24 protein-coding genes are annotated in these 24,584 nt (G+C 41.0%); 11 read left to right on the forward strand and 13 right to left on the reverse strand.

The window, feature by feature from the left end:
• Positions 1-399, forward strand: a complete 399-nt coding sequence (locus FTT85_RS05035) for an outer membrane protein assembly factor BamE (RefSeq protein ID WP_078193102.1) — start codon at positions 1-3, stop codon at positions 397-399.
• A gap of 43 nt (positions 400-442) precedes the next feature.
• Here FTT85_RS05035 and FTT85_RS05040 read toward each other — a convergent pair whose 3' ends face one another.
• From FTT85_RS05040 to FTT85_RS05080, 9 genes are all read right to left on the reverse strand, one after another.
• Complete coding sequence (locus FTT85_RS05040; protein ID WP_180183028.1) at positions 443-769, reverse strand: RnfH family protein; 327 nt, start codon at positions 767-769, stop codon at positions 443-445.
• Positions 769-1,851, reverse strand: a complete 1,083-nt coding sequence (locus FTT85_RS05045; protein WP_180183029.1) for a hypothetical protein — start codon at positions 1,849-1,851, stop codon at positions 769-771. Before FTT85_RS05045 ends, FTT85_RS05040 begins: the two co-directional genes overlap by 1 nt.
• Positions 1,852-1,993: 142 nt before the next feature.
• Complete coding sequence (locus FTT85_RS05050; RefSeq protein WP_078190032.1) at positions 1,994-2,449, reverse strand: bacteriohemerythrin; 456 nt, start codon at positions 2,447-2,449, stop codon at positions 1,994-1,996.
• A 263-nt stretch (positions 2,450-2,712) separates the two neighbouring features.
• Positions 2,713-3,561 carry a class II glutamine amidotransferase gene (locus FTT85_RS05055; protein ID WP_111885279.1) on the reverse strand — a complete coding sequence of 283 codons (849 nt, stop codon included), beginning with the start codon at positions 3,559-3,561 and terminating at the stop codon, positions 2,713-2,715.
• 210 nt (positions 3,562-3,771) lie between these two features.
• Positions 3,772-4,680 (reverse strand): acetylglutamate kinase, encoded by a 909-nt coding sequence (gene argB, locus FTT85_RS05060; RefSeq protein ID WP_078190033.1) that lies wholly within the window; start codon positions 4,678-4,680, stop codon positions 3,772-3,774.
• 10 nt (positions 4,681-4,690) lie between these two features.
• On the reverse strand, positions 4,691-6,115 hold the full coding sequence (locus tag FTT85_RS05065; protein ID WP_180183030.1) for a phosphomannomutase/phosphoglucomutase: 1,425 nt from the start codon (positions 6,113-6,115) through the stop codon (positions 4,691-4,693).
• A gap of 591 nt (positions 6,116-6,706) precedes the next feature.
• A complete protein-coding gene (gene dut / locus FTT85_RS05070; protein ID WP_111885270.1) occupies positions 6,707-7,159 on the reverse strand; it encodes a dUTP diphosphatase in 453 nt (150 codons plus the stop codon).
• Between the two features lie 64 nt (positions 7,160-7,223).
• Positions 7,224-9,263 (reverse strand): UvrD-helicase domain-containing protein, encoded by a 2,040-nt coding sequence (locus FTT85_RS05075; protein WP_078193107.1) that lies wholly within the window; start codon positions 9,261-9,263, stop codon positions 7,224-7,226.
• A gap of 138 nt (positions 9,264-9,401) precedes the next feature.
• The gene (locus tag FTT85_RS05080; RefSeq protein ID WP_168379081.1) at positions 9,402-10,034 is read right to left on the reverse strand and encodes an OmpA family protein; all 633 of its coding nucleotides are present in this window, start codon (positions 10,032-10,034) and stop codon (positions 9,402-9,404) included.
• Positions 10,035-10,281: 247 nt separating this feature from the next.
• Between FTT85_RS05080 and FTT85_RS05085 the strand changes: the two genes are divergently transcribed.
• The 6 genes from FTT85_RS05085 (at position 10,282) to FTT85_RS05110 (ending at position 14,860) form a co-directional block, all read left to right on the forward strand.
• Positions 10,282-11,205, forward strand: coding sequence for an acyltransferase (locus FTT85_RS05085; RefSeq protein ID WP_180105710.1), 924 nt, complete (start codon positions 10,282-10,284; stop codon positions 11,203-11,205).
• Positions 11,206-11,220: 15 nt separating this feature from the next.
• On the forward strand, positions 11,221-12,285 hold the full coding sequence (locus FTT85_RS05090; protein ID WP_180183031.1) for a preprotein translocase subunit SecA: 1,065 nt from the start codon (positions 11,221-11,223) through the stop codon (positions 12,283-12,285).
• Between the two features lie 125 nt (positions 12,286-12,410).
• Positions 12,411-13,130, forward strand: coding sequence for a septum site-determining protein MinC (gene minC / locus FTT85_RS05095; protein ID WP_180183032.1), 720 nt, complete (start codon positions 12,411-12,413; stop codon positions 13,128-13,130).
• Positions 13,131-13,195: 65 nt separating this feature from the next.
• Complete coding sequence (gene minD, locus FTT85_RS05100) at positions 13,196-14,008, forward strand: septum site-determining protein MinD (protein WP_067670152.1); 813 nt, start codon at positions 13,196-13,198, stop codon at positions 14,006-14,008.
• A 2-nt stretch (positions 14,009-14,010) separates the two neighbouring features.
• Positions 14,011-14,283 carry a cell division topological specificity factor MinE gene (gene minE / locus FTT85_RS05105; protein WP_078190039.1) on the forward strand — a complete coding sequence of 91 codons (273 nt, stop codon included), beginning with the start codon at positions 14,011-14,013 and terminating at the stop codon, positions 14,281-14,283.
• Between the two features lie 289 nt (positions 14,284-14,572).
• On the forward strand, positions 14,573-14,860 hold the full coding sequence (locus FTT85_RS05110; protein WP_067766167.1) for a PA4642 family protein: 288 nt from the start codon (positions 14,573-14,575) through the stop codon (positions 14,858-14,860).
• A 79-nt stretch (positions 14,861-14,939) separates the two neighbouring features.
• On the opposite strand, the gene FTT85_RS05115 is transcribed toward FTT85_RS05110, so the two are convergent.
• A complete protein-coding gene (locus FTT85_RS05115; protein WP_180183033.1) occupies positions 14,940-15,842 on the reverse strand; it encodes an AEC family transporter in 903 nt (300 codons plus the stop codon).
• A 104-nt stretch (positions 15,843-15,946) separates the two neighbouring features.
• Here FTT85_RS05115 and FTT85_RS05120 point away from each other — a divergent pair, with 104 nt between their 5' ends.
• Entirely contained in the window at positions 15,947-16,843 is an 897-nt protein-coding gene (locus FTT85_RS05120; protein WP_168379094.1) for a LysR family transcriptional regulator, read from the forward strand.
• Between the two features lie 41 nt (positions 16,844-16,884).
• On the opposite strand, the gene FTT85_RS05125 is transcribed toward FTT85_RS05120, so the two are convergent.
• On the reverse strand, positions 16,885-19,998 hold the full coding sequence (locus FTT85_RS05125; protein WP_180183034.1) for a DNA translocase FtsK: 3,114 nt from the start codon (positions 19,996-19,998) through the stop codon (positions 16,885-16,887).
• A 253-nt stretch (positions 19,999-20,251) separates the two neighbouring features.
• On the opposite strand from FTT85_RS05125, the gene trxB reads away from it, so the two are divergent.
• From trxB to FTT85_RS05140, 3 genes are all read left to right on the forward strand, one after another.
• Positions 20,252-21,205: a thioredoxin-disulfide reductase gene (gene trxB / locus FTT85_RS05130; protein WP_180183035.1), complete on the forward strand. Its 954-nt coding sequence runs from the start codon at positions 20,252-20,254 to the stop codon at positions 21,203-21,205.
• Between the two features lie 110 nt (positions 21,206-21,315).
• A complete protein-coding gene (gene aat / locus FTT85_RS05135) occupies positions 21,316-22,047 on the forward strand; it encodes a leucyl/phenylalanyl-tRNA--protein transferase (protein WP_180183036.1) in 732 nt (243 codons plus the stop codon).
• 21 nt (positions 22,048-22,068) lie between these two features.
• Positions 22,069-22,884, forward strand: coding sequence for an arginyltransferase (locus tag FTT85_RS05140; RefSeq protein WP_180183037.1), 816 nt, complete (start codon positions 22,069-22,071; stop codon positions 22,882-22,884).
• A gap of 84 nt (positions 22,885-22,968) precedes the next feature.
• Here the strand turns inward: FTT85_RS05140 and rimI are convergent, their stop codons facing one another.
• Together rimI and FTT85_RS05150 are read right to left on the reverse strand one after the other, a co-directional pair.
• The gene (rimI, locus tag FTT85_RS05145) at positions 22,969-23,427 is read right to left on the reverse strand and encodes a ribosomal protein S18-alanine N-acetyltransferase (protein WP_168379089.1); all 459 of its coding nucleotides are present in this window, start codon (positions 23,425-23,427) and stop codon (positions 22,969-22,971) included.
• Between the two features lie 117 nt (positions 23,428-23,544).
• Positions 23,545-24,426 carry a metal-dependent hydrolase gene (locus FTT85_RS05150; RefSeq protein WP_078193116.1) on the reverse strand — a complete coding sequence of 294 codons (882 nt, stop codon included), beginning with the start codon at positions 24,424-24,426 and terminating at the stop codon, positions 23,545-23,547.
• Positions 24,427-24,584 lie beyond the last annotated feature (158 nt).

Genomic DNA, 24,584 nt, shown 5'->3' on the forward strand with positions numbered 1-24,584 from the left:
ATGCAAAAAATCATGCTGACGTTATTCGTCACTTCATTGCTCGTAGGCTGTTCAACCTTGGGCGTTTATAAAGTTGATATTCCACAAGGTACACCTTTAACTCAAGCACAAGCGGCTAAAATTCAAGTGGGAATGAGCCACCAACAAGTTCGCTTTTTGCTAGGTAGTCCAACTGTTGCCGATCCAATGAATCCGTTACGTTGGGACTACATTTATAAGTATACCCCAGGAACATATGCTAAAAAAGCCAAGATTCCTGCTGCACATGGTCAACACTTAAAAATCTTCTTTGACCAAAACGGTATCGTTCAAAAAATTGAAGGCTTAGAAACCATTCCAGAGTCTCAACCGGGCTTACCAGGTTCTAAAGAAGCGATTTTAACTGCGCCACCACTATAGTCGCTTTAAGATAAAAATAAACCCCTAAATTTAGGGGTTTTTTTTATAAGTACAATTGCTTGAAACGATTGCCTCGACAATAACGGCCGACGGGATTTTTCTTGGCGCGATTACGACGAATATCTTTCGGATTAATGGTTAATGCACGATAGATTTCGACGCGATCACCTGCTTCAAGTAACTGAGAAGCATCGCTTAAACGTGCCCCGAAGATTCCAAGAGTTAACTCTTCGGGTAATTCAACTTGCTGTCGAATACCACTTTGCATAATGGCATCTTCAACCGTCATACCGGGGTTAAAGCTCAGCGGAATTAATATCTGCTGTTCAACGCCTGCATAAGCCACCCACACTTGTAACTGAGCGGTCATTAGAATAACTGCCCAACTACAGCTACTAATGCCAATACTATCGACAAGGGTAAGACGATTCGTACGGCAATACGCCAAATATTATAGAAAGCTTCATGACTGAAGTTCATTGACTTACGTAGATGACTAATCTTCATAATCCAACCTGCGAAAATCGCATAAATCAGACAAATAATTAAGCCCCAAATCAACAAGGCAATATTAAATACTGGAACAACAGTGCTCAGTGCCCATACAAAAACCGCAACCAATAAAATCGCCCATTGCACCATTACGGCCAATTGGCGTTGTTGTAATTGTTCACGTGCCATTTGAATCAGCAATGCTGAAGCAGCAACCAAACCCACAACCAATGCTAAAGCAGGTACTTGTGTTTTTGCTGCGAAAAAAGCAAAAGCAATCACTGCCAAGAGTTGAGCGATCCAAATTGGAAATACCGTTTTGCTTGCAATCTCTTGTTGCTTCACGGCTGGCAAACTTGACTGCCAGTACAAGCCCATCCCCAAACCACTTGCTACGAGCGCCAAAACAGTTGCATTGCCCCACTCACTAAATTCGAGTGTAGTCATTTTCCATTCTGGCAATGCCGTTCCCATAACATTCGCTAAGACTACTGCAGCAATCACACCAATAGCGGTCAAAATCACTAAAAATTGGCGTGGTACAAACGACAATGCAAATGCAATGACCGCAAAGACAGCCAAAATAATGCTATAGGCAAAGCCATTAGCTGTAAAAATTGCCACATATTGCGACGCGGCTGAAAGCATGGCACCTGCTAAAAATGGAATAAATACTACGGCAAGCCAACCGACTATACGCCATTTGGGTGAAGCATCCGCATCACGTGTTAGCGAAGACAGTGCTTGAACTGCTGTAATTTTTGAACGTTTTGCTAACGCAATCTCCAAATAACATAGCGGTAAAGCTAAAATAAGCATTGTACCTAGCCACAACAGCCAGAAATCTAGCTGACGTTCAATTTGAATACCTGTTACCGGTGCTAAAGTTGCAATAATGATAAAAGATAAACAGAACGCCATCAGTGGCGATAACCATTTCGACATCGCATTGTCCTGCATGACAAATTCCTTTGAAAATTCTAGCGCTATTTTGCCTTGCCGTGCCTTGAAAATCAAAAACAAAAAGCAAACCACCTTAAAGGTGATTTGCTGCGCAAATGATATTATTAGAATTTAATTGTTTTTATTTCATTTTTTGAGGTTATGAAAAGAAACGTGCAAACCAATTTTTGCCTTTTTTCTTTTCTTTTTCTTTGATGATACCCATCATATTTTCTTTAACAGCACCGACATAATCAGCATCATCGTGCTGAATATGGTTAATCAGCCATTTTGAAAGCACTTCATGTAATTCATTTTCAATCGCATGCCCCATTTCAAAACGGTCGCGGTAAGATTCAATTTTTTTAATAAATAAATCATGTACGCGTTTATGTGGCACACGATATTTATAACCCGCTTCTTCTTGTAAAGATTCTTCGAAGGTAAAATGTGATTGCGTGTAATCAATAATGTTTTCCAGAATTTGTTTTACACGATCACGATCTGTATTTGCGTCAATGCCATCAATTTCATTGATGTAGTCAAGAATCCGTTTGTGTTGATCGTCAATCACATCGATACCAGTATTGTATTCTGGAACCCATTTCATTTTCATTACGACCACCTATAAATATGAAGGACTTATCACGTAAATTTCATCATATAATTAAAGGACTTAAATAAAAATGAAGTAAAAAGGTTGGTTTTAATTGAAATACTGCCATTTATAATGTAATCAATTGTTTTTATTATGTTAATTTATTTAATCCCGAGCATAAAGCTAAGATATTTTTTAATCAATTCAATATCTTATAAAACACCCTTAATTCAATAAAGTGTAAGATATTCATTTTTATAATGAATATCTTTCATTCAAAATTAATACTGATCTGCACGCGTGACACGTTTTAAAGATGGGTCCAGACGCTCACGTTCTAAACGTTCAACAACCGTTTTTGCAGCACGTATCGGACGGCCATGTTGAAATAAAATCATTTCACCCGGCTCAAATGCTGTCCAAACTTCGTTTTGCGTTAGGGGTTCAGTGGTAATCACGGCAACACGGTCTTCAGGCGTGGTGACTTCACTAAAATCGACTTCAACATCAATATCAATCAACTGTGCAGGTTGAAATGGAAACTCTCGAACCAGCCAATGCAGCTTGGTAATCGCATAACTAAATAGTGCCTGCCCATTCGACAAACAAAAATTAAAGGTGCCATGTTCTGCAATTTTAGGAGAAATTTCTAATAACAGATCAAACACCTGATCGAGTGTAGGTTCGGTATAACCAAAACGTTTCACCATTTGCTCGAGCAAATAGCAAAAGGCCAATTCACTGTCGGTATTGCCGACGGGGCTGAAGCGCCCTGTGAGCTCAGGCTGAAAGCCATGCAGGTCGCCATTATGCGCAAAAATCCACTGTCTGCCCCACAATTCACGACTAAATGGATGTGAGTTTTCAAGATTAATTTTGCCTTGCGTCGCTTTACGAATGTGTGCAATCACATTGCGAGATTTAATCGGATAGTTTCGGATCAGCTCAGCAATCGGAGACTCTACAGCAGATTGATTGTCGACAAATAAACGACATGCTTTATCTTCAAAAAAAGCGATACCAAAGCCATCACAATGATCTGAGGTAATTCCTGCTCGCTGCGAAAATCCCCGAAACGAAAAAGTAATATCGGTAGGAGTCGCACAATTCATTCCGAGCAGCTGGCACATATCGATCATTTCTGCAGTAAATCTATGATTTCTCTATTGTGCATGACAGTTTTAGTTGTTGTAAATCTAAAATCGTCGCCATTATAAGAGTTTTTATAATCCAACAGGGCAAATACTTTATTTGATCTATACAAATCTCACTTAGCCAACTGATAAATAATAAAAAAAGCCTCAAAAGAGGCTTTTTTATATCAAAAAATGCTAAGTATCTTAAGCTTTTTTCACATTGGTTCGATTGGTGATTAATGTACCCACACCATGATCTGTAAAGATTTCAAGCAATGTTGCATGAGGTACACGACCATCAACGATATGCGCGCTGATTACGCCGCCTTTGACTGCATCTAATGCACAGCCAACTTTCGGAATCATGCCGCCATAAATCACGCCAGTTTCAATCAAACGATCGACTTCTTGGGTGGTTAACCCAGTCAGCAGATTTTTATTTTCGTCTAAAACGCCCGTGATATTGGTCAAAAGAATTAGCTTTTCCGCACCCAATGCTTCAGCCACTTTACCTGCAACTAAGTCAGCATTGATGTTGTAAGTATTGCCGTCTTCGTCTACACCTAATGGTGCAATCACAGGAATAAAATCGCTTTGGGTAAACATTTCAAGTACGTCAGTTTTCACACCAACCACTTCGCCAACTAGACCTAAATCAATCTGTTTTACTGAGCCATCTTCGGCAGTTTTTTCCATCAGCAATTTTTGTGCACGGATCAAATTACCATCTTTACCGGTTAAACCAATCGCACGGCCACCGTGTTTATTGATTAAGTTCACAATCGATTTGTTCACGCTGCCACCCAAGACCATCTCAACAACTTCCATCGTTGCAGGGTCTGTCACGCGCATACCGTCAATACGATCTGATTCACGGCCTAATTGTTTGAGGAATGAATCCACTTGTGGACCACCGCCATGTACCACAATCGGATTTAAACCAACCGTTTTCAGCAGCACGATATCACGTGCAAATGAGCTCTCAAGCTCAGGATCCGTCATGGCATTACCACCATACTTCACTACCAGCGTCTTACCAGCAAAACGTTGAATATACGGCAAAGCTTCCGTCAGGATTTGTGCTTTGTCGATGCCAGTATGTTGATGTGGCATTTGCCTCTCCTTATTGAGCATCTGGAATGTCATGAGCAATGTCTGGATAGTGCTCAACTAACATGGAAACAAACAGATCTCGTATTTCTTTTAAGCGTGCTGATGAGTTGGCATCAAAGCGTAAAGTGAAATACTCACCCGTATTCGATGCTCGAATGATGCCAAATCCATCATCAAAATCAAGGCGTATTCCATCAATTTTACTGATTTGTGCCGGAATTCGCGCAGAATTAGCTTCAACCTGCTTTAAAACTTCCGCTGGATCATGCTGATGCGTACTGACATATAAATCTTCGGTACTAAAGCGCTCCGGATATTTCGCCAAAGCTTCTGACAATGTCAGTCCCTGAGCTTGAATATATTCTAAGACCCTTAAGGCAGCATATAGACCATCGTCATATCCACCACCACGACCGTCATTAAAAACATAATGCCCTGCGTATTCACCACCAAAAACCGCTTTGCCTTTAGATTGGGAAATATACTTTCGCAAGAAACTACTACCTGTTCGAATCATGACAGGCTGTGCTTCTAGATCACACACAGTATCGCGAATCATCGTTGAACATTTCACATCAAATACCACTTCTGCATGTGGTTTTTGAGTCAAACAAATTTCAGCAAATAAACATAATAATCGATCTGCAGAAACCACTTTGCCAGTTTCATCAATCAGTACTAAACGATCACCATCACCATCTAAAGCAATACCAATATCAGCCTTTTGCAACTGTATGGCTTGGCGAAGGTGAGTTAAATGTTTGAGCTGTGATGGATCTGGAGCATGATCAGGGAAATGTCCATCAGCTTGGCAACGTAATGCCAAAACTTCACAGCCTAATTTGTTTAATAATAAGGCTGCACAATGCCCAGCTGAACCATGCATGCCATCGATCACAACTTTAAGTGGTTGCTGTAAATGAATGTCATCTAAAATAAATTTCTGATAGGCCAAACAATATTCAGGCTTGATTTCGTGTGGCTCATGTTCAGTCATCAAATGCACACGTTCCGATGAAAAACAATTTCGTGCTTCGACTGCAACGTGTTGAATCATCTCCGGACAAGGTGGCTCACCTTTGATAATCCACTTGATACCATTATCTGATTTAGGATTATGGCTCGCCGTCACCATAATGCCATTGCCTTGAAATTGTCCCGCAATAAAATACAACATCGGGCTTGAGCAGCAGCCAATAATTTCCGCTTCAAGGCCAGCCTCATGGCAGACTTTTTGAATTATTTTTGCATAGGTTGGACTGGTTAAACGCGCATCATAGCCAATAGCAAGTCTCTTTTGCCCTACATCTAAATATTGTTTGACTAAGCCACAAGCAATTGACTGAACTAAATCAGCATTTAAGAGCGATATTTTCCCGCGAATGTCATATGCACGAAAAATATGTTGCGGAAAGTGATTAAACAGTGAACCCATACTATGTTCTTCTAATTACATCTTTATTAATTAAAAAATCTAAAACTCTAATGAGAATTTAAGCTTTTAATTAAAGGATAAAATCCTGAAAAAAGTGTAGCTTTTTTATAACAATTTTAGTTAACAATCAATTAATAATATTTAAATACTGATCAAAAACTTAAAAATTAATCCCAAAACTTCTATTTTCCACAAATTATTTTTATATATAAATCATTAATTTACAATTTAAAAAATATCAAACCACCCGTTCATCTATATTTATTTTACTTTTCAAATATTTTTAAATCCCTATTCCACTCTGTACAAATATAGTAAATTGATTAAATTTAAATCAACAAAGAAGGTGCAATTTATTCTTCTCTATTAAAATATAATCCGAGTAATTACATCAGAATTAAATTTTTTCGAGATAAGACTATAAACGATATTGATAAAAGCCTAAACACTCTAAATATAGATTTGATTTTGAATAAATTAAAAATTTAAATAAAATGATATAAATAAAAACCATCACGAGGATGGTTTTTATTAGCTACTTGATTGTAGGCATTTACTTGTCAACACACTGGATCAAAAGTCTCGCGCTGATTAGTTTTTACCTGTATGACCAAAACCGCCTGCACCACGTTCAGTGGCTTCAAACTCATCTACAATATCAAACTGAGCTTGTACAACTGGCACTAAAACATATTGTGCTAAACGCTCACCCGGCTCTAGACTAAATGCCGTTTGGCTACGGTTCCAAACAGATACCATCAATTCACCTTGATAGTCTGAGTCAATCAAACCGACCAAGTTACCCAACACGATTCCGTGTTTATGACCTAAGCCTGAACGCGGCAAAATTAAACCTGCAAAGTTAGTGTCTTCGATATAAATCGATAAGCCTGTTTTTACCAGAACAGTTTGACCCGGCTCAATCACGGTAGTCTCTTCTACACATGCACGGAGATCAAGACCTGCCGAACCTGCTGTTGCATAAGTTGGCATTGGCCATTCCGTACCTAAACGTGTGTCGAGAACTTTAACTTGAACTTTCATGGTCCATTCCTGTTTCAATAAAACGAATTTCAAAAAATAAATAAAATATTCTACGCTTTAAGCTTTAACGCTTAATCAGCGCGCGTAAATTTTCTAAATAATGCTGTGCTTGCTGTTTAGGATCGATATCCCCTGCCAGCTTTTTCTTGCGGCCTAACCACTCCAATTCATCTTGTGGCAGTTCGTCCAAGAAACGGCTTGGTGTCATTTGTCGCATTTGACCACCGGCTTTACGTTGCTCTGCTAGAGTCATAGTTAAGCCTTGACGTGCACGAGTAATCCCCACGTACATCAAACGTCGTTCTTCCTCGACCGTGTCAGCAGCAATGGAGTTTTTATGCGGTAGAATTTCTTCTTCCAGACCAATCAAATAAACAAATGGAAATTCCAGACCTTTCGACGCATGAAGTGTTAACAAATTGACTTTATCGGTGTCTTCTTCTTCTTGTTGCTGTTCTAACATATCGAGCAGCACCATCTTACGAATCACACTTTCAATGTTCTTTTCATCTACATCTTCAGCGCGGTTAATCAAACTTTGAATACTGCTATATAGCACTTCAATATTATCCAGCTTGGTTTTTTCCTGCGCAGGCGTCGCTGCAGACTCTTTCACATAGTCGATATAACCTGCTTCAATCATCATGCGACGAATAATGGGAACAGGCTCATCATCTTCTAATAATTCACGGGTAAAGGTCGAAATAAAGTCCGCAAATTCGGCCAATTGGGTTGTGGCTTTTTTCGGAATCGCCATGCTCAAGCGCTGATCCCCTGCTGCACTGAGCAAAGATAAATTACTTTCCTGCGCAAATAGACCAAGCTTTTCCAAAGTCACAGGACCAATCGCACGTTTTGGCGTATTGATAATTCGTAAGAATGCGCTGTCATCTTCAGGGTTAATGATCAGACGCAAGTAGCTCATCAAGTCCTTAATTTCAGCACGAGCGAAGAAAGACTGACCACCCGATAATTTATACGGGATCTGCATTTGGCGTAGCTGTGTCTCTAGAGCACGCGCTTGGAAATTACCACGGTATAAAATGGCGTAGTCTTTCCAATTTTTACCGTTCATCAGCTTGTGCGTAATCAAGTCTTTTACGACGCGTTCTGATTCATCATCGTCATTACGACAAGTAATCACGCGGATCACTTCACCATGGCCTTTATCTGACCAAAGCTTTTTATCGAAAATATGTGGGTTATTGCCAATAACTGTATTGGCAGCTTTTAAAATACGACTGGTCGAGCGATAGTTTTGCTCAAGTTTAATCACTTTCAGATTACGGAAATCTTCCTTCAATAAAGCCATATTCTCAGGCTTAGCACCACGCCATGCATAAATCGATTGGTCATCATCACCTACCGCGGTGAACTGTCCCATGACACCCACGAGTAATTTCACCAAGATATATTGCGCGGTGTTGGTATCTTGATATTCGTCGACCAATAAATAGCGGATTCGATTTTGCCAACGATCACGCACTTCTGCATTTTCTTGTAATAAGCGCGTCGGCATGACAATCAAATCATCAAAATCCACAGCATTGTAGGCACGTAAATTACGCTCATACAGTTGATACAGATGTGCAAACTGAACGTCTTCTGCTGTTTCACAGGTGGTATGCGCTTGCTCAGGTGGAATCAGATCGTTTTTCCAATCTGAAATCATTTTCATGGCTTTGGCAATCAGCTCTTTACTTTCTGCACCGGATAAATTGTCGCGATGCATTAAGTCCATCAAAATGCGTTTGCAGTCATCTGCATCTAAAATTGAAAAGTTATTTTTCAGTGGTGTATTTTTTAATTCCAAACGGAGCATGTTTAGCCCGAAGTTATGGAATGTAGAAACCGACAGCCCTTTTGCCTCTTCACGGCTCATCAGCTTCGTCACACGCTCTTTCATTTCACGCGCAGCTTTATTGGTAAAGGTCATCGCGGTGATACGGTGCGCAGGAATACCACAATGCTTCACCAAATAGGCAATTTTACGGGTAATCACCGATGTTTTGCCTGAACCTGCCCCTGCAAGTACTAACAAGGGTCCTTGAGTGTATTTCATTGCTTCAAGTTGCTTGTCGTTCAACTGACTTGCCAGTGACATAGTCTTTCCTCTTATTAATTCGAGGATGATTATAGTCATCTGAAACGATCTTGCCTAATGCAAAATGTATTTTATCGGTCATTAAAAATGCCATAAAAAAAAGCCACCCGAGGGTGGCCTTTCGTTTCGAACTAAAACTTATTTAGTTTCGTAAACTGAGATTTCTACGCGACGGTTTTGTTCACGACCTGCAGCAGTTGAGTTATCCGCTACTGGAGAAGTTGAACCGTAACCACGTGCAGTAATACGAGTTGAAGAAATACCTTGAGACGCTAGGTAGTTTTTCACTGAGTTTGCACGGTTTTGAGAAAGTGGGTTGTTGATCGCATCAGAACCTGTGTTGTCTGTGTGACCGTGTACAACGATTGCAAGTTTGTTTGCAGTACCGTCTTCACGCAATACTTTAGCAACATCATTCAATGCAGATTGGAACTGAGATTGAATAGTTGAAGAGTTAGTTGCGAAAGTTACTGATGGCATAACAAGGTTGATCGAACCATCTGGATTACGACCTACGTCAACACCAGTACCAGCCAATTCTTGTTTAAGACGTTTTTCTTTCTTATCAAGAAGAAGACCTGCACCACCACCAACTACAGCACCAATTGCAGCTGCTTGACCCATTTTGTCTTTATCAGCATTAGAATAAGCAATACCAGCGCCTAAAAGAGCACCTAGACCAGTACCGATTGCTGCTTTGTCATATTCCATGTTTTGACAACCAGTAAGTGCCATTGCCCCAACTACTGCCGAAATTACTAGTGCACGCATTGCATGCCTCCTTCTTTGTGTTTTGTTGTATGGTTGAAATGATGAAGTAAAACAAATGGCTGAACCATTGATTTTTTGTTAATAATAAAACGTTTAGTTACAATTTGTAATATGAATACGAGATTTATTTGTTAATTCCATCACAATTTCTTCACAGTTCTGCAGATGCCCTTTTTTATTTAATCAACTCGAACTATATTTATTAGAATCAATCATTATTTGGACAATTTCCGCTAGGACTTTTTATATGTCATCTCAAACAAATAAGCAACCGACACTAAAAAAAATTAGCAAAGGACTTACCGTCGGTTCAGTTATGACAGGCAGTACTTTTTTCCATGGTCCTCCTGTACTAGCCCTTGGTCTAACCAAACTCTTTAAAAAATCAAAAAAGGTTGATGAAACCAACATAAAAATTACCAACAGTTGGCTCACGGTCAATAACTGGTTAATTGATCACGTTTTACCCAACACAAAATGGGATATCACCATCGATGAAGGCCTCGACTTAAATTTGCATGGTCGCTATCTCATGACCTGTAACCATCAGAGTTGGGTCGATACAACAGTTAACCAATATTTTGGTTTAACCCGTATGCCACTGACGCGTTTCTTTACCAAATGGGAACTCATTTTCATTCCATTTGTTGGACAAGCTTTTAAAATTTTAGGCTTCCCAATGATGAAACGACACAGTAAAGAACAAATCGCGAAAAATCCTGAACTTAAATATCGAGATATGGAAGAAGCGCGTAAATCTTGTGAACAGTTATTGAGCCAGCCTTTTACCCTGCTGAACTATTTGGAAGGCACTCGCTTTACCCCTGAAAAACATGTGCAGCAGCAATCACCGTATCAAAACCTTCTTAAGCCGAAAGCGGGTGGTTTAGCACTGGCACTCAATATTTTAGGGGATCAAGTTGATGCTCTCGTAGATATGACCATCGTCTATCCAAATGGTGCACCAGGTTATGGCGAATTTTGGCTAGGTGAAGTTCCACGTATCGCCGTGGATTTACGTAAAATTGAAATTCCAACGTGGGTGCATGGCGGCAACTATGAAGATGACGCAGAGTTCCGTGAAAAATTTCAGCATTGGGTGGATGAGCTGTGGACGGAGAAAGACCAACTCATTACTCGTATGAAAGCTAAATACTCAGTTACTGAATAATTAAGAAGAAGTTTTATGTCGCAGAACAGCATACCGCAAAACAAGAAATCTAAATATCATCATGTCAATCCAAACAGTTGGTCATTCAAACTGTTTTTGATTTATGACATATTCATGGTGTTTATTATTGTTTTTAACTTGTTCTGCCTGTGCATGAACTTTTTCCTCATGAGCAATCTTGGCAGTTGGTTCTTTAACAGTATCCACCTGCCCGATGTGCTGAGTTTTTACCGTGAACATTTACATCCATGGGTGATTACCACCGAAGCGTGGTTCATTATCTTTTTGATTGTAGAATTGTTGGTGCGCTGGGCGATTGCCATCATCAACAAGCACCATCAGCGCTGGTTCTTCTTCCCGTTTATACATTGGTACGAAATTTTAGCTATTGTGCCGCATTTACGTTTCCTGCGTTTATTTCGTGCGGGCATTATTGCTTATCGACTGTATGAAATGGGCTATCAAATCGTGCCTTCTGCATGGCAGAAAAAGGCATTGTTCTACTATCGAGTCGTGATGGAAGAACTGTCAGATCGTGTGGTACTTACCGTGTTAGATGGTGTTAAGCATGAGCTCAATACCAGTACAACCCATAAAGACCTAATTAGTAATCTTGTGCAGCATCACCGTGAGATGTTCACCCAAGTTTTAGCTGAGATTTTGCAAGAAAATTTAAGCAAAGAGCTACGTACTGAACGTGAATTGATCGCCAAAAATGTCGGACAAATCGTCAGTCAGGCCATCGAAGACACTCCAGAACTCACGCAGCTATTGCGCTTAGTGCCAATCGTTGGCAGCCGCATTGAACAGCAGATTCAAAGTATCGGGCAACGTTTGGGTGAAAATATTACCCAAGGTTTAATTTCCCCATTGGCTTATCCCAATACATCGACGGCTCAAAAACCCAATCTATATTTAGACATTTCACAGCGTGTTAGCCGTATTGAAATCGAAAATAATGCCCAGCTGGATGAGTTGGTTCGCTCTGCGGTTTTTGAAAGTCTAGAGGCTATTCGTAAGCAAGTGAAAGTAAAACAGTGGCAGCAGATTATGAAGGAACAGGACCAAGCTACAGAATAAACACTTAGTCAAAAATAATTGCGAACTCCGCTAGAGTATTCATGCAAATTGTTCTAGGATTTGCTCTATTTACAACATAACTACTTCGGCACAAAAGTAATAGTTAGAAGTCTCAAGGATTCAATATGGCTGATATACGGATAAAAGGCAAAATGGTCAATGCGATTCGCATTCACCTCGATACCAATGATCATGATGCGATCCGCCAGCAACTTACTCCAATGTTCCAAAAGGCTTTTCCACCCGGAACATTAGCCGTGATTGAAAGTACGGTTGATCAAGAACTAATTGCACTGATTCAACTACTTATTAGTATTGAAATTCAACCGATTGGTGTCACTGAAGGTCCGCTATCGGACCAAGCACGTGCTATCCAATTTCCCGTAGTTCCTGTGGATCGCAAACTACAACAAGTTAAACCGACACGCGAACAAGTGGTTGAAGAACCCGCGCCTGCAGAAGAAAAAACCAAAGATAAAATTGCTGCAGTCGAAGTACCGACCATTCGTCATGCTACGTCGTATCACAATGAAATTTTGCGTACAGGTCAATGTTTAGTCCAAGACCATGGCGATATCATTATTAATGCTGGTATTAATAGCGGTTCAGAAGTAATTGCTTCAGGAAATATACATATTTATGGTAGTGCTCGTGGTAGAGTCATTGCCGGAGCTGGTGGGAACACGGCTGCACGTATTTTCTGCCATTCATTAGAAGCTGAATTGGTTTCAATTGCAGGGACTTACTGTGTCGCTGATGACATTCCACCTCATGTGGTCAAACAGCCAGTACATATTTATTTGAATGACCAGCAAGAGCTAGTATTTGAAGCTTTGCAATTTTAATGTATAAATAATCACCAAACCCCTAATTAAAAAAGGGGATTTAAACCATAACAGGAGTGGATTCGGTGGCGAAAATTGTTGTCGTAACATCAGGTAAAGGTGGCGTAGGTAAAACAACTACAAGCGCATCTTTTGCAACAGGTTTAGCCCTTCGCGGCCACAAAACTGTTGTGATCGACTTTGATGTGGGTTTACGTAACCTAGACTTGATCATGGGCTGTGAACGCCGCGTTGTATATGACTTTGTAAACGTATTAAATAACGAAGCTCGATTACAACAAGCGCTTATTCGCGATAAAGATATTGAAAATCTCTACATTCTACCTGCATCTCAAACCCGTGATAAAGACGCGTTAACAGATGAAGGTGTAGCACGTGTGATGGACGAACTTTCTCAAGAGTTTGATTACATTATTTGTGACTCACCTGCGGGTATCGAACGTGGTGCAATTTTAGCAATGTATCATGCTGATGAAGCGATCATTGTGACGAACCCAGAAATTTCTTCGGTACGTGACTCTGACCGTATTATTGGTATGCTCGACAGCAAAACCAAAAAAGTAGAACAAAACGAAGGTCGTATCCGTAAGCATCTCTGTATTACACGTTTCAATCCAGAACGTGCGGATAAACAAGAGATGTTGACGATTGATGACATTTCAAAAGATATTTTACGCGTACCGACTTTAGGTGTTATTCCTGAATGTAAAAGCGTTCTACAAGCATCGAACGAAGGTAAACCAGTGATTCTGTTTACAGAAGAAGCGGCTGGCCAAGCGTATGATGACCTTGTTGCACGTTTCCTTGGTGAAGAGCGCCCTTACCGTCACATTACGGTAAAACCTAAGGGTTGGTTAGCACGTCTATTTGGAGCGTAATCATGGCAGGATTCTGGAGCAAACTTTTTAGCAGCGACGAGAAACCGTCAAGCGCACAAACGGCAAAAGACCGTTTAAAAGTCATCGTGGCATCTGAAAATGGTCTGGGTAAACGCCTCAGCCAAGACAAGATCGACATGATGAAAAAAGAAATCATGCAAGTGGTAAACCGCTATGTTCGTGGTGTAGATGAGCAACATATTCAAATGTCTGTTCGTTCTGAAGCGAATATTGAAATGCTTGAAATGAATATCAATTTGCCTGAAGAACGTTAATCTGAATTCTGATTAGCCAAGTAAATTGAATCAAGGCAAAATGTGAGGCTGGATCAGTAAAGCGCTGCTTTACCCAGCCGCAAGACGAGAAGCTTTGCTTTGAGTGGGCTGGATTAGTTTTATTCCTTTGTCAGATCAAAAGTTTTGCTTCGGGTAAACGGGATAACAAAAAATAACTTTTGATCCAACCATAAAATGAGTCGCTTAACTTAGAGATGGCGAATAAAACCATTTTACTTGCGTACTCATTTTTGCCTTTTTGTATTTTTAAACCAGCAAGGAGATTGCGATGGCATTATCTCAGCCAGCAACGTTCAACGAAGAATGGTCAGATGAGCGTGTATTTGCCTACCTTACTCAGCTTCCTCCTGAAGGAGTGAATGGCGACTTTCACGTGCTTTACCATGCTTTCAAACATATGCGTCCAAATGACTATGAGCGTCTTTTGACTCAATTCGTTGCCGATGGTCGTGATGTGAACGCAACTAATCCTGAAGGTCAGCGTATTCATGACGTGATTGCTCAATATCCACGTCAAAGCGCAGGTTTCCTCGAAGTATTGGCAAAATTTGCTTAATTTCGAGTACCAAAAAAAGCCCGCATGATGCGGGCTTTTTTATCTTATTTAATACCGGCGTTATTGAATATCATCATAATCAATGCACGGTCAACATGAGCAATGGAAACATCAAGCCAAAACCAATGGTTTGTACACTAATAATCGCCGCCATCAGTTGTGAATCGCCCTGATAATAGCGTGTCAAAATATAAGACGATGATGCAGTTGGCAAAGCAAAAAAGACCACTAAAATCATTCGCTCAAAATCAGTCAGACCCATCCAAGTACTCAATAGATAAGCAATACATGGCATTAACATGAGACGCCCTATCGTATTTAAACTTAAACGACGTAGATCGGCGCGCATTTGCTGAAACTGTAATGCTGCCCCAACAGAAAGTAGTCCGAGCGGTAAACTCATGGCTGCCAAGATTTTTAATAGTTCAGGTAAGCCTTCAAACAGACTCAAGCCTGATAAATTAAACAATACCCCTGCAACACAGCCTAAAATTAAGGGATTTTTTGCGATGGACTGACAGGTCTGCCCTAATTGCTTCACACTTAAATTTGAAAACGCCAAGACTGAAATAATATTCACTAAGGGGACGGCAACGGCAATTAACATGGCAAACATCTGCATGCCTATGGAGCCAAATAAAGCACCCATGAGCGACAAACCAATATAGGTATTAAAACGGATATGACTTTGGATATACACGCCAAAACGCTGCACGGGGATATCCATAAACTGCTTGATCCCCCACAACACGATGCTGATCAAACAGGTGCCCGCAACTAGTACTGTCAACATTCGTGAAACAGTGTTCATATCCAATTGCACGGCTGATACATTCAAAAATAGCAGCACAGGAAATAAAACATAGTAATTGAGTTTTTCTGAATTTGCCCAAAATTCATCCTGAACAAACTGTGTGTATTTAAGCATATAGCCCATCGCTATTAATGCAACGAGGGGAAACAATGCGACGACGATATTCATGCTATACGCCTTGAAATAAACAAGCTATTTCATCTTTAACCATTTATGTAGCACAATATAATCCTCATCTAGACTCATAACAAAATGAGCAATTACTCATGGCAATGACATTTTCTCAGCTTGAAATTTTTATTAAAGTCGCAGAACAACAAAGCTTTACTCTCGCTGCTCGGCAACTGGGAATTACGCAGTCGGCTGTCTCTCATGCATTAAAGTGTTTAGAGCAACATTGGAATGTCAGCTTATTTAGCCGTGAGCAAGGCGAAATAAGCCTGACCCACATTGGTCAGCAGTTATTGCTGCATGCCAAAGAAGTCATCAATACCGCACAAATCATGCAACAAGAAGTGCATGCCGCACATGGTATTCAACAAGGAACGCTGAGAATTGGCTCTTTTGGTTCTTCTAGTTCGATTCATCTGCTTCCAGAGCTATTAAAGGCGTATCGAGAACGTTATCCGCATATTGAGATCTATGTCGAGGAAGGCACCGATGCAGAAGTGTCTCGTTGGATTTCTGAACGTCAAATTGATGTGGGTTTTGCCGTACTCCCTAAGCCGCAACTGTTCACCTTCCCATTAATCCAAGATATTTTCATTGCCTTGATTCCAGATAGTTATTCAGTTTCCAAACACAGTCATTTAAATATCCAAGACCTGCAAAACTACCCCTTTATTATGACCCGTGCAGGCAGCCAGTCCCATGTGGAAAAACTGCTTAAACAACACCACATACAACCTAAAATCACCTATCAAATGTCGCAACTGCTAACCATTTTAAACATGGTGAATTTACAGGAAGGGATTGCTATTGTTGCGGATATGGCGATGCCTACTGAGCTGTTGGCGCTACATCCACATGTGGTTAAACGCCCACTCTTTCCAAATACCCAACGGCAGATTGGACTCGCCGTAAAAAATCAAAAACTCATGAGCCCGGCTTGCAAAGCCTTTATCGAACTGGCCCAGTCCATGTTCTACCAAGATGAGTTCTCAATCTAAAAATAAAAAAACCTGCCGAAGCAGGTTTTTTATTTTAGGACTTAGACCAAAATATCTCGTTTACCATTTGGCCCCATCCCACTGACGATGCCATTTTCTTCCATCTGATCAATAATCCGTGCAGCACGGTTATAGCCGAGACTGAATTTACGCTGTAAAGATGACGTCGATGCTTTACGTGTTTCTAAAACGAAACTAACACATTGATCATACAACGCATCACGGTCTGATCCGCCATCACCATCTTCAAAACCGCGAGATGTCGGCTCTTCATCATAAGGCGTGAGGATTTCATCGACATAATTCGGTTCACCGCGCTCACGCCATGCATCACAAATACGGTTCACTTCATCGTCTGAAATAAACGCGCCATGTACTCGTTCAGGTTCAATTTTACCCGGTCCGAGGAACAACATATCACCATGACCCAGTAAGTCTTCCGCACCACCAGCATCTAAGATAGTACGTGAATCCAGTTTACTGTTGACACGTAGCGCAGCACGGGTTGGAATATTGGCTTTGATCAAACCTGTTACTACATCTACGGTTGGACGCTGTGTCGCCAACAGCAAATGAATCCCTGCCGCACGTGATTTTTGTGCAAGACGGGTAATCATTTCTTCAGCTTTTTTACCCACTTGCATGATCATGTCAGCAAATTCGTCGGCAACAATTACGATCAACGGCATCGGCTGCAAACGTGGCGCACGACTTTGGGTTGCAGAGTCATCTGGCTTCCAAGTTGGATCAATGAGATCTTCACCATTAGCCATTGCTTCTTCAATTTTGCGGTTAAAGTCAGTCAGCTTACGTACTTTCATCAAGGACATCAGCTTATAACGTCGCTCCATTTCATTCACACACCAGTTCAATGCACTCACCGCATCTTTCATGTCGGTTACGACAGGCGTTAATAAATGTGGAATATCGTTATAGTTGGCAAGTTCCAACTGTTTCGGGTCAATCATGATGAGACGCAGTTGCTCAGGTGTATACTTCAATAACATCGACAACAACATGGCATTGACTGCGACTGACTTACCAGAACCCGTAGTACCTGCCACCAACATATGCGGTGCTTTCGCCAAATCTGCCAAGACAGGATTGCCGGAAATGTCTTTACCCATCGCCATACTAAGTAAGGCATTTGGATCACGGTATGCCGGCGTTTCTAACAGCTCAATAAGTCGAACCATTTCACGCGAACTATTCGGAACTTCAATCCCGATATAGGGTTTACCTGGAATCACTTCAACCACACGTACAGAGGCCATAGACATTGAGCGTGCCAAGTCACGTGAAATATTGGTGACTTTCGACGCTTTGACACCGGGTGCCAAATCTAGTTCAAAACGTGTCACGACAGGGCCCGGCTGTGCTTCTACAACTTTAGCTTTGACATTAAACTCTTGCAGCTTAATTTCTAAAAGTTCAGACAAGCGAGACAATTGCTCTGCAGTGAAATTAACTTTCTTATTCGGATCTACAGGATCTAATATTTCCAATCCCGGCAAAGTCGGTAAATCCAAACGTTTTTGTGCCACTTGCATCGCACGAGACATTGGACGACCAGAGGCATCGGTTAAAGGCGCATCAAAGTCAAAATCATCTTCGAGATCTAAATCGATGTCTTCAGGTTTACCCGCCGTTTCTTGCCACACTTCACGGAATGCATCTTTATTCGAGCTGATTAAGGCTTTTTCATCATCAGATACAAAAGTCTGCGGCTGCGTATTGATTTCAGCACGAACCAAAGGCGTAGATTGCGCGTAACTACTGGTTGTACGAACCGGCTGCGCCTGTTCTATCGCTCGCTCTGCTTCTTCAACCAGCAAATCATCAAGATCATTAAATTCGGTTTCAGCACTGATATTTTTCGGTGTGGTCAGCGGTGTAATCTGTGCAGCAGCTACACCTAAACCTGCAACTGTGGCAGCAGCACCTGTAGCAAATTCATTTGAATGCGTTGCTGGACTTTCATTTTGCGATGTATTAAATGGGCTATGCACATCCGTCGCTGTTTTACCATTCGGGACAGCGGCTAACAGCTCATCGAAGATTTCATCATCATCCCAATCCACTGATTTTTTAGCCGCTGGCACCGCTTCTGTCGGAGAAGTCGAATGCACATCTGCTGTTTTGTTGAAATATTCAGTTTGATTGGCAGGCTGCTCTTCTTCTGCAGCTTTCAGTAAAGCATCAATATCTTGTTTGTGCCGTTGGTCATCATTTGAATGCAAGGCACGCCAAACCTCTCCCGTCGCAACAACATGTTGTTGATCTTGCTCAAGCTGACGAACTTTCGCCAAAGTATGTTCAAAATCTTCATCGGATGGTGTAGCAGTCTCCGGCGAATTTACCGTAGATAAAAGCTGTGCATTGCCTTCTTTGTCTGCCCATTCTTTATCAGCAATATCATCAAATAAACGCTCAGCAACACGATCGCGTACTACAGGGTCAACCTCTACAGCATGATGTTCATGGGCGGGTGTAACTGGTGCAACCACTTTTGATACATTAGTAGCCACACTGCCTTTTTTAGTAGATGGTACGGTACGGTCAAAAGCAGTATCTCCTTCAGGGACATTGCGATAGAACAAATCTTGGAGATAAGCCGGTGTGGACTTCATAGTTGCCCATGTCTTATTCCACTTGATACCAAAGGCCAAAGTGAACAACATGATCCAAAATGCAATAAGAAATATTGCTGCACCATAGACCGTTAAAATTTGTTCAAGACTTTGACCCAGTTCATAACCAATAATCCCGCCCGATGCATTTTCTAAAGTATCTTCGGGAACATTCCAAAACAGGAAAAGTAAACTTGAAGTTGCCAGTAAAATAAAGAACTGAGCGGCATAGCGAAATGGACGGTTTAGAAAACTACGCGGCCACCATACTTGAATTGCTTCGAGAAATAAATAGACAGGTATCAGCAGACTTGCCCAACCTAAAAATCCATAGAGTAAGTCAGCTATCCATGCGCCTGCGACGCCGCTGGCATTTGAAACTTGCTGAGTATCACTGGATAAATGCATCCATCCCGGATCAAATGGCGTATATGTGACTGTTGCAAGGAACAGATATATCCCAAATGAAACAAGGAATAATGTCATTATTAAGCGCTGTGCATATGCACCCGACACCGCTGTCATATACGTTCCTGTAACCAATTCTTCATGAATGTTTTTGTCATTACCCACAACAAAAATGGGCTGAATCTAAACCTGTTATTATGCACCTGTTCAATAAAAAAGATGCAAGATAATTTAAGTATAGTTGTTAACTTTATTCTATATAGCTCAAAACGATTTCGATGATCAATAATATCGACTTTAATCTCACACAATCGTTTCAAACTTTGACGTATAATTCCACAAATTATCATATAAAAAAAGGATTCTACGGATGAGCGCTCGTCACTCACGTCTAATTATTTTAGGTTCTGGTCCTGCAGGTTATAGCGCTGCGGTATACGCTGCCCGTGCGAACCTGAAACCGACACTCATCGCAGGTATTCAATTAGGCGGTCAATTGACTACAACGACAGAAGTAGACAACTGGCCAGGTGGTGCAGAAGGTTTAACAGGCCCTGCCCTAATGGAACAAATGCAAGCGCATGCTGAACGTTTTGGCACAGAAATTGTGTATGACCATATCAACGAAGTAGATCTCAATGTTCGTCCGTTCGTGCTTAAAGGCGATATGGAAGAGTTTACTTGTGATGCATTGATTATTTGTACAGGTGCAACTGCACAATATTTAGGTCTTGAATCAGAAGCTGCTTTCATGGGTCAAGGCGTGAGTGCATGTGCAACATGTGACGGGTTCTTCTACAAAAACCAAAAAGTTATGGTTGTCGGTGGCGGTAATACTGCTGTCGAAGAAGCGCTGTATCTTTCTAACATTGCATCGCATGTCACTTTAGTACACCGTCGTGACTCTTTACGTTCAGAGAAGATTCTGCAAGATCATCTTTTTGCTAAAGAAAAAGAAGGTAAAATCAGCATCATCTGGAATCACCAAGTGGATGAAGTCATTGGCGATAACACCGGTGTGACTTCTGTACGTATTAAATCTACGCAAGATGATTCAACTCAAAATGTTGATGTCACTGGTATGTTTGTGGCAATTGGTCACAAACCAAACAGCGGTATTTTTGAAGGCCAATTAAACTTACGTGACGGCTACATCCAAGTTCAAAGTGGCACAGCGGGTAACGCAACACAAACATCTATTCCGGGTGTATTTGCTGCGGGTGATATTGCCGACAGCATTTACCGTCAAGCGATTACTTCTGCAGGTTCAGGCTGTATGGCTGCACTCGATGCTGAAAAATACCTTGATGCACTCGGTGAATAATCTTTTGCTTAAGTCATTTGCTTAGCTAAATAGTTTTAAAAATTAGCCGACCTGATGGTTGGCTTTTTTATGTATGATAAAAATCCGTATACCTCAATAAGAAGCTTGGCATGCCGATACTCCCTCCTTCTGAATTTACTTTCCCCGATCCTGTTGAATGCGATCCCGAAGGTGAAGGCTTAATTTGCATCGGTGCTGACCTCTCCCCTTCCACACTGTTTGAAGCCTATAGTCACGGTCTTTTCCCATGGTTCAGTGAAGGTGATCCGATTTGTTGGTGGTGTCCTGAACCCCGCTGCATTATTCGACCGCATGACTATCATCCGAGTAAATCCTTATTACGCAGCATGAAAAAAATGGACTATAAGATCACCATTAATCATGCGTTTGAAACTGTGATTCGCTCATGTTCACTGCCGCGTAGTTATGCCAATGAAACATGGATTTCTGAAGATATTATTCAGGGATATTCTGCGCTATTTGAAGCAGGCTATGCTTATAGCATTGAAGTTTGGGAAAATGAGACTGTTGTCGGAGGCCTCTATGGTGTCAATATTGGCCATGGCTGCTTTGGCGAGTCTATGTTTAGTACACGAACAGATGTCTCTAAAATGGCGTTTTACACCTTAATGCTCATCGGGCAAGAGAATCAGCTCCCATGGATCGATTGCCAATTGGTCAACGATCACCTCTTAAGCTTAGGTGCGAGTACACTTTCTCGCCAACAATACCTTAATTCGTTACAAGATGTTGTGAAACAACCCTCTATCGATTGGAAAAAGTATCAGGACAGTGTATTTTCAAGTAAAACAATAGCGCAATGGGCAAGTCTCAGCGCATGACAATAAAAGAGGGATATTACGATGAATTCCTATCAACCGAAGTCCCTGTTGAACGAATTACAGTACTACATCACGCCTCCGCATGATTGTAGCTACTTAGAAAATAAATCTGCCCGGATGGTCTTTCTTGATCCTGTCCATCGTATTGATGTGGTCACGTTATCTGAACTTTCCCGCATGGGTTTTCGTCGTAGTGGGGATTTTGTCTACCGCCCTGAATGTCATCTTTGTCGCCAATGTTTGTCCTCTCGCGTTCCTGTTCATGAATTTCAAATGAACAGCGTGCAAAAAAAAGCGTGGAAACGGAATCAAGATTTAACGGTGAAAATTAGCCGCCCTCAAGATGCCGATGCAATGCATTATGCCCTGTACGAACGCTACATCAATGAACGACATGCTGATGGTGATATGTACCCACCCAGCCAAGATCAATTTGAAAAATTTTTAATCAATAGCTGCACTGACAGTTTCTTTTTAGAGCTATGGTTGGATGAGCAACTGATCAGTGTATCTACCTGTGATCCACTCGATGATGGTATTTCAGCGGTATATACCTTTTTTGATCCTGATGAAAGCCGTCGCTCACTAGGTACTTTTGCCATTCTGAAACAAATCGAGCATGCACAAAAGCTTGGACTGCAATATGTCTACTTGGGCTATTGGGTGCCCGATTCGCAAAAAATGAATTATAAATCTCAGTACATTCCACTGGAACTTCTGCTTGATGGACAATGGCGCCGACTCAACCGACCACTGACCCAAGAAGAAATCAGCCAACTGGGGGATTCCCTGATGACCACCCTGCCTTCTGGTTGGAATAATCCTATTATTAAATAAAAGGGATCAACAAAAGATATTCAATAAAAAAGCATCCGTTTATTCACGAATGCTTTCTTTAAATCTGACTACGCTTCACCACTTTTATTTAAATAAAGCTGCAAAATCATCACTACAAGCCTTCACCATAATAATGGCATGTTCTCGTGTTCCATCGGCATTTGGATAATAATTCTTTCGCAAATCGATTTGATGAAAATCCGCTTTTTCATATAAACGGATCGCAGGTTGATTACCTTCTCGTACTTCTAAGAAGATTTGAATGGGGTTATTTTTGAGTAAAGCAATAGATTCATCGAGCAATTGAAAACCTAAGCCTTTGCCTTGCTGGCCCGGATCGATCGCCATCAGCAATAAATTTGCTTCATCTAAAACGGGTTGTAAAATGCAAAAACCTACAACTTTTCCTTGTCGCTCAATCACCGTACTTTGATAGGCAGCAATCGATTCTTGAAATTGTTTTATGGTCCAAGGATGGCTTTGTACGCGGCGCTCGATATCGTAAACCTGCTGTACATCAGCGTCTTGCATCAAACGAATCATCTTCGTTTATCTTTCTATAGCTAGGGTATGCGCATTATAAAAAGTTTGCCTCTAAAGTTGAATAAAAAAAAGAGCGATTTACATCGCCCTTCTCAAAAAGTCACCACAGCGCTGTGATTAGAGCCCCAAATATGCTTTCCACGTTTTTAACAAACCTGAAGTATCTAAATCATTCGGGTGAAAACCGGGTTTAAAATACATCAGCATTTCTTTCCCCATACCAGTGATGATGCCTTTTGAAGGGCTATAACCATAGGTATAAATATCTTTTAATGCTTCAAAATTAAGCTTGTTATCTTCTTTTAATAAACGAGCGACAAAATAACTTTGTACGAAGAATAAAGTCACCATTGCGCCAATCAATGAACCTGTACGGAGTGCGTAGGCCTTTATTCCCTGACCAAAGACACCTTCAAAAACATCATAAGCCACGGCTTTATGTTCATTTTCTTCAATCGCATGCCACAACCACATATTTTTCATGGTTTCATCTGTCATTAAAGCTTGAATATGCGGGTTAACTAATAACTGTGAAGCAATGGTTGCAGTGAAATGCTCAAGTGCCGTGGTTGCGGTTAGATCCACCATTTCTTGAGTAATGCCAACAGGTTTACCAATACGTGCAAAGACTTTGCGCACACCTTGGATAACACGACCCGTTGCCTTATCAAGTGTTTCGACATCATGACCGTATTTTTGTGCAGAAGCATTAAAACCCTCATGCTCTTGCGTATGCATCGCTTCTTGACCAATGAAAGCACTAATTTCTTTTTGTAGGGCTTCATTATTTGCGATCGCGGGGTGTTTACGTACGGCACGCACACTATCAATAAAGAACATTTCACCCGCTGGAAATAAAGCAGATAATGCGGTCATAAAATGTGTCAAACCTGCTGAGCCATTCATCCAGTACTCTGGTACCGCATCAAAATCAAAATTCATGCGACGTACAGGGAAACTTGCACCTGCTCGATTAGTAATCTTTACTTTAGCGTTCATGCCTAACTCCTTTTTGAGTTATGAAATACTCAAACTTTTATTGGTTTTCTTGATTTCATATTACGGTTTTATTGAAGCGTAATTATTTCAGTTAAGGACAGTGAATTATCACTAAAGGACAGCTTTAAAAAATATTGTCAGACAATTTCCCTATCACA

The sequence above is a fragment of the Acinetobacter sp. YH01020 genome (assembly GCF_013420275.1).
Classification (GTDB): Bacteria; Pseudomonadota; Gammaproteobacteria; order Pseudomonadales; family Moraxellaceae; genus Acinetobacter; species Acinetobacter amyesii.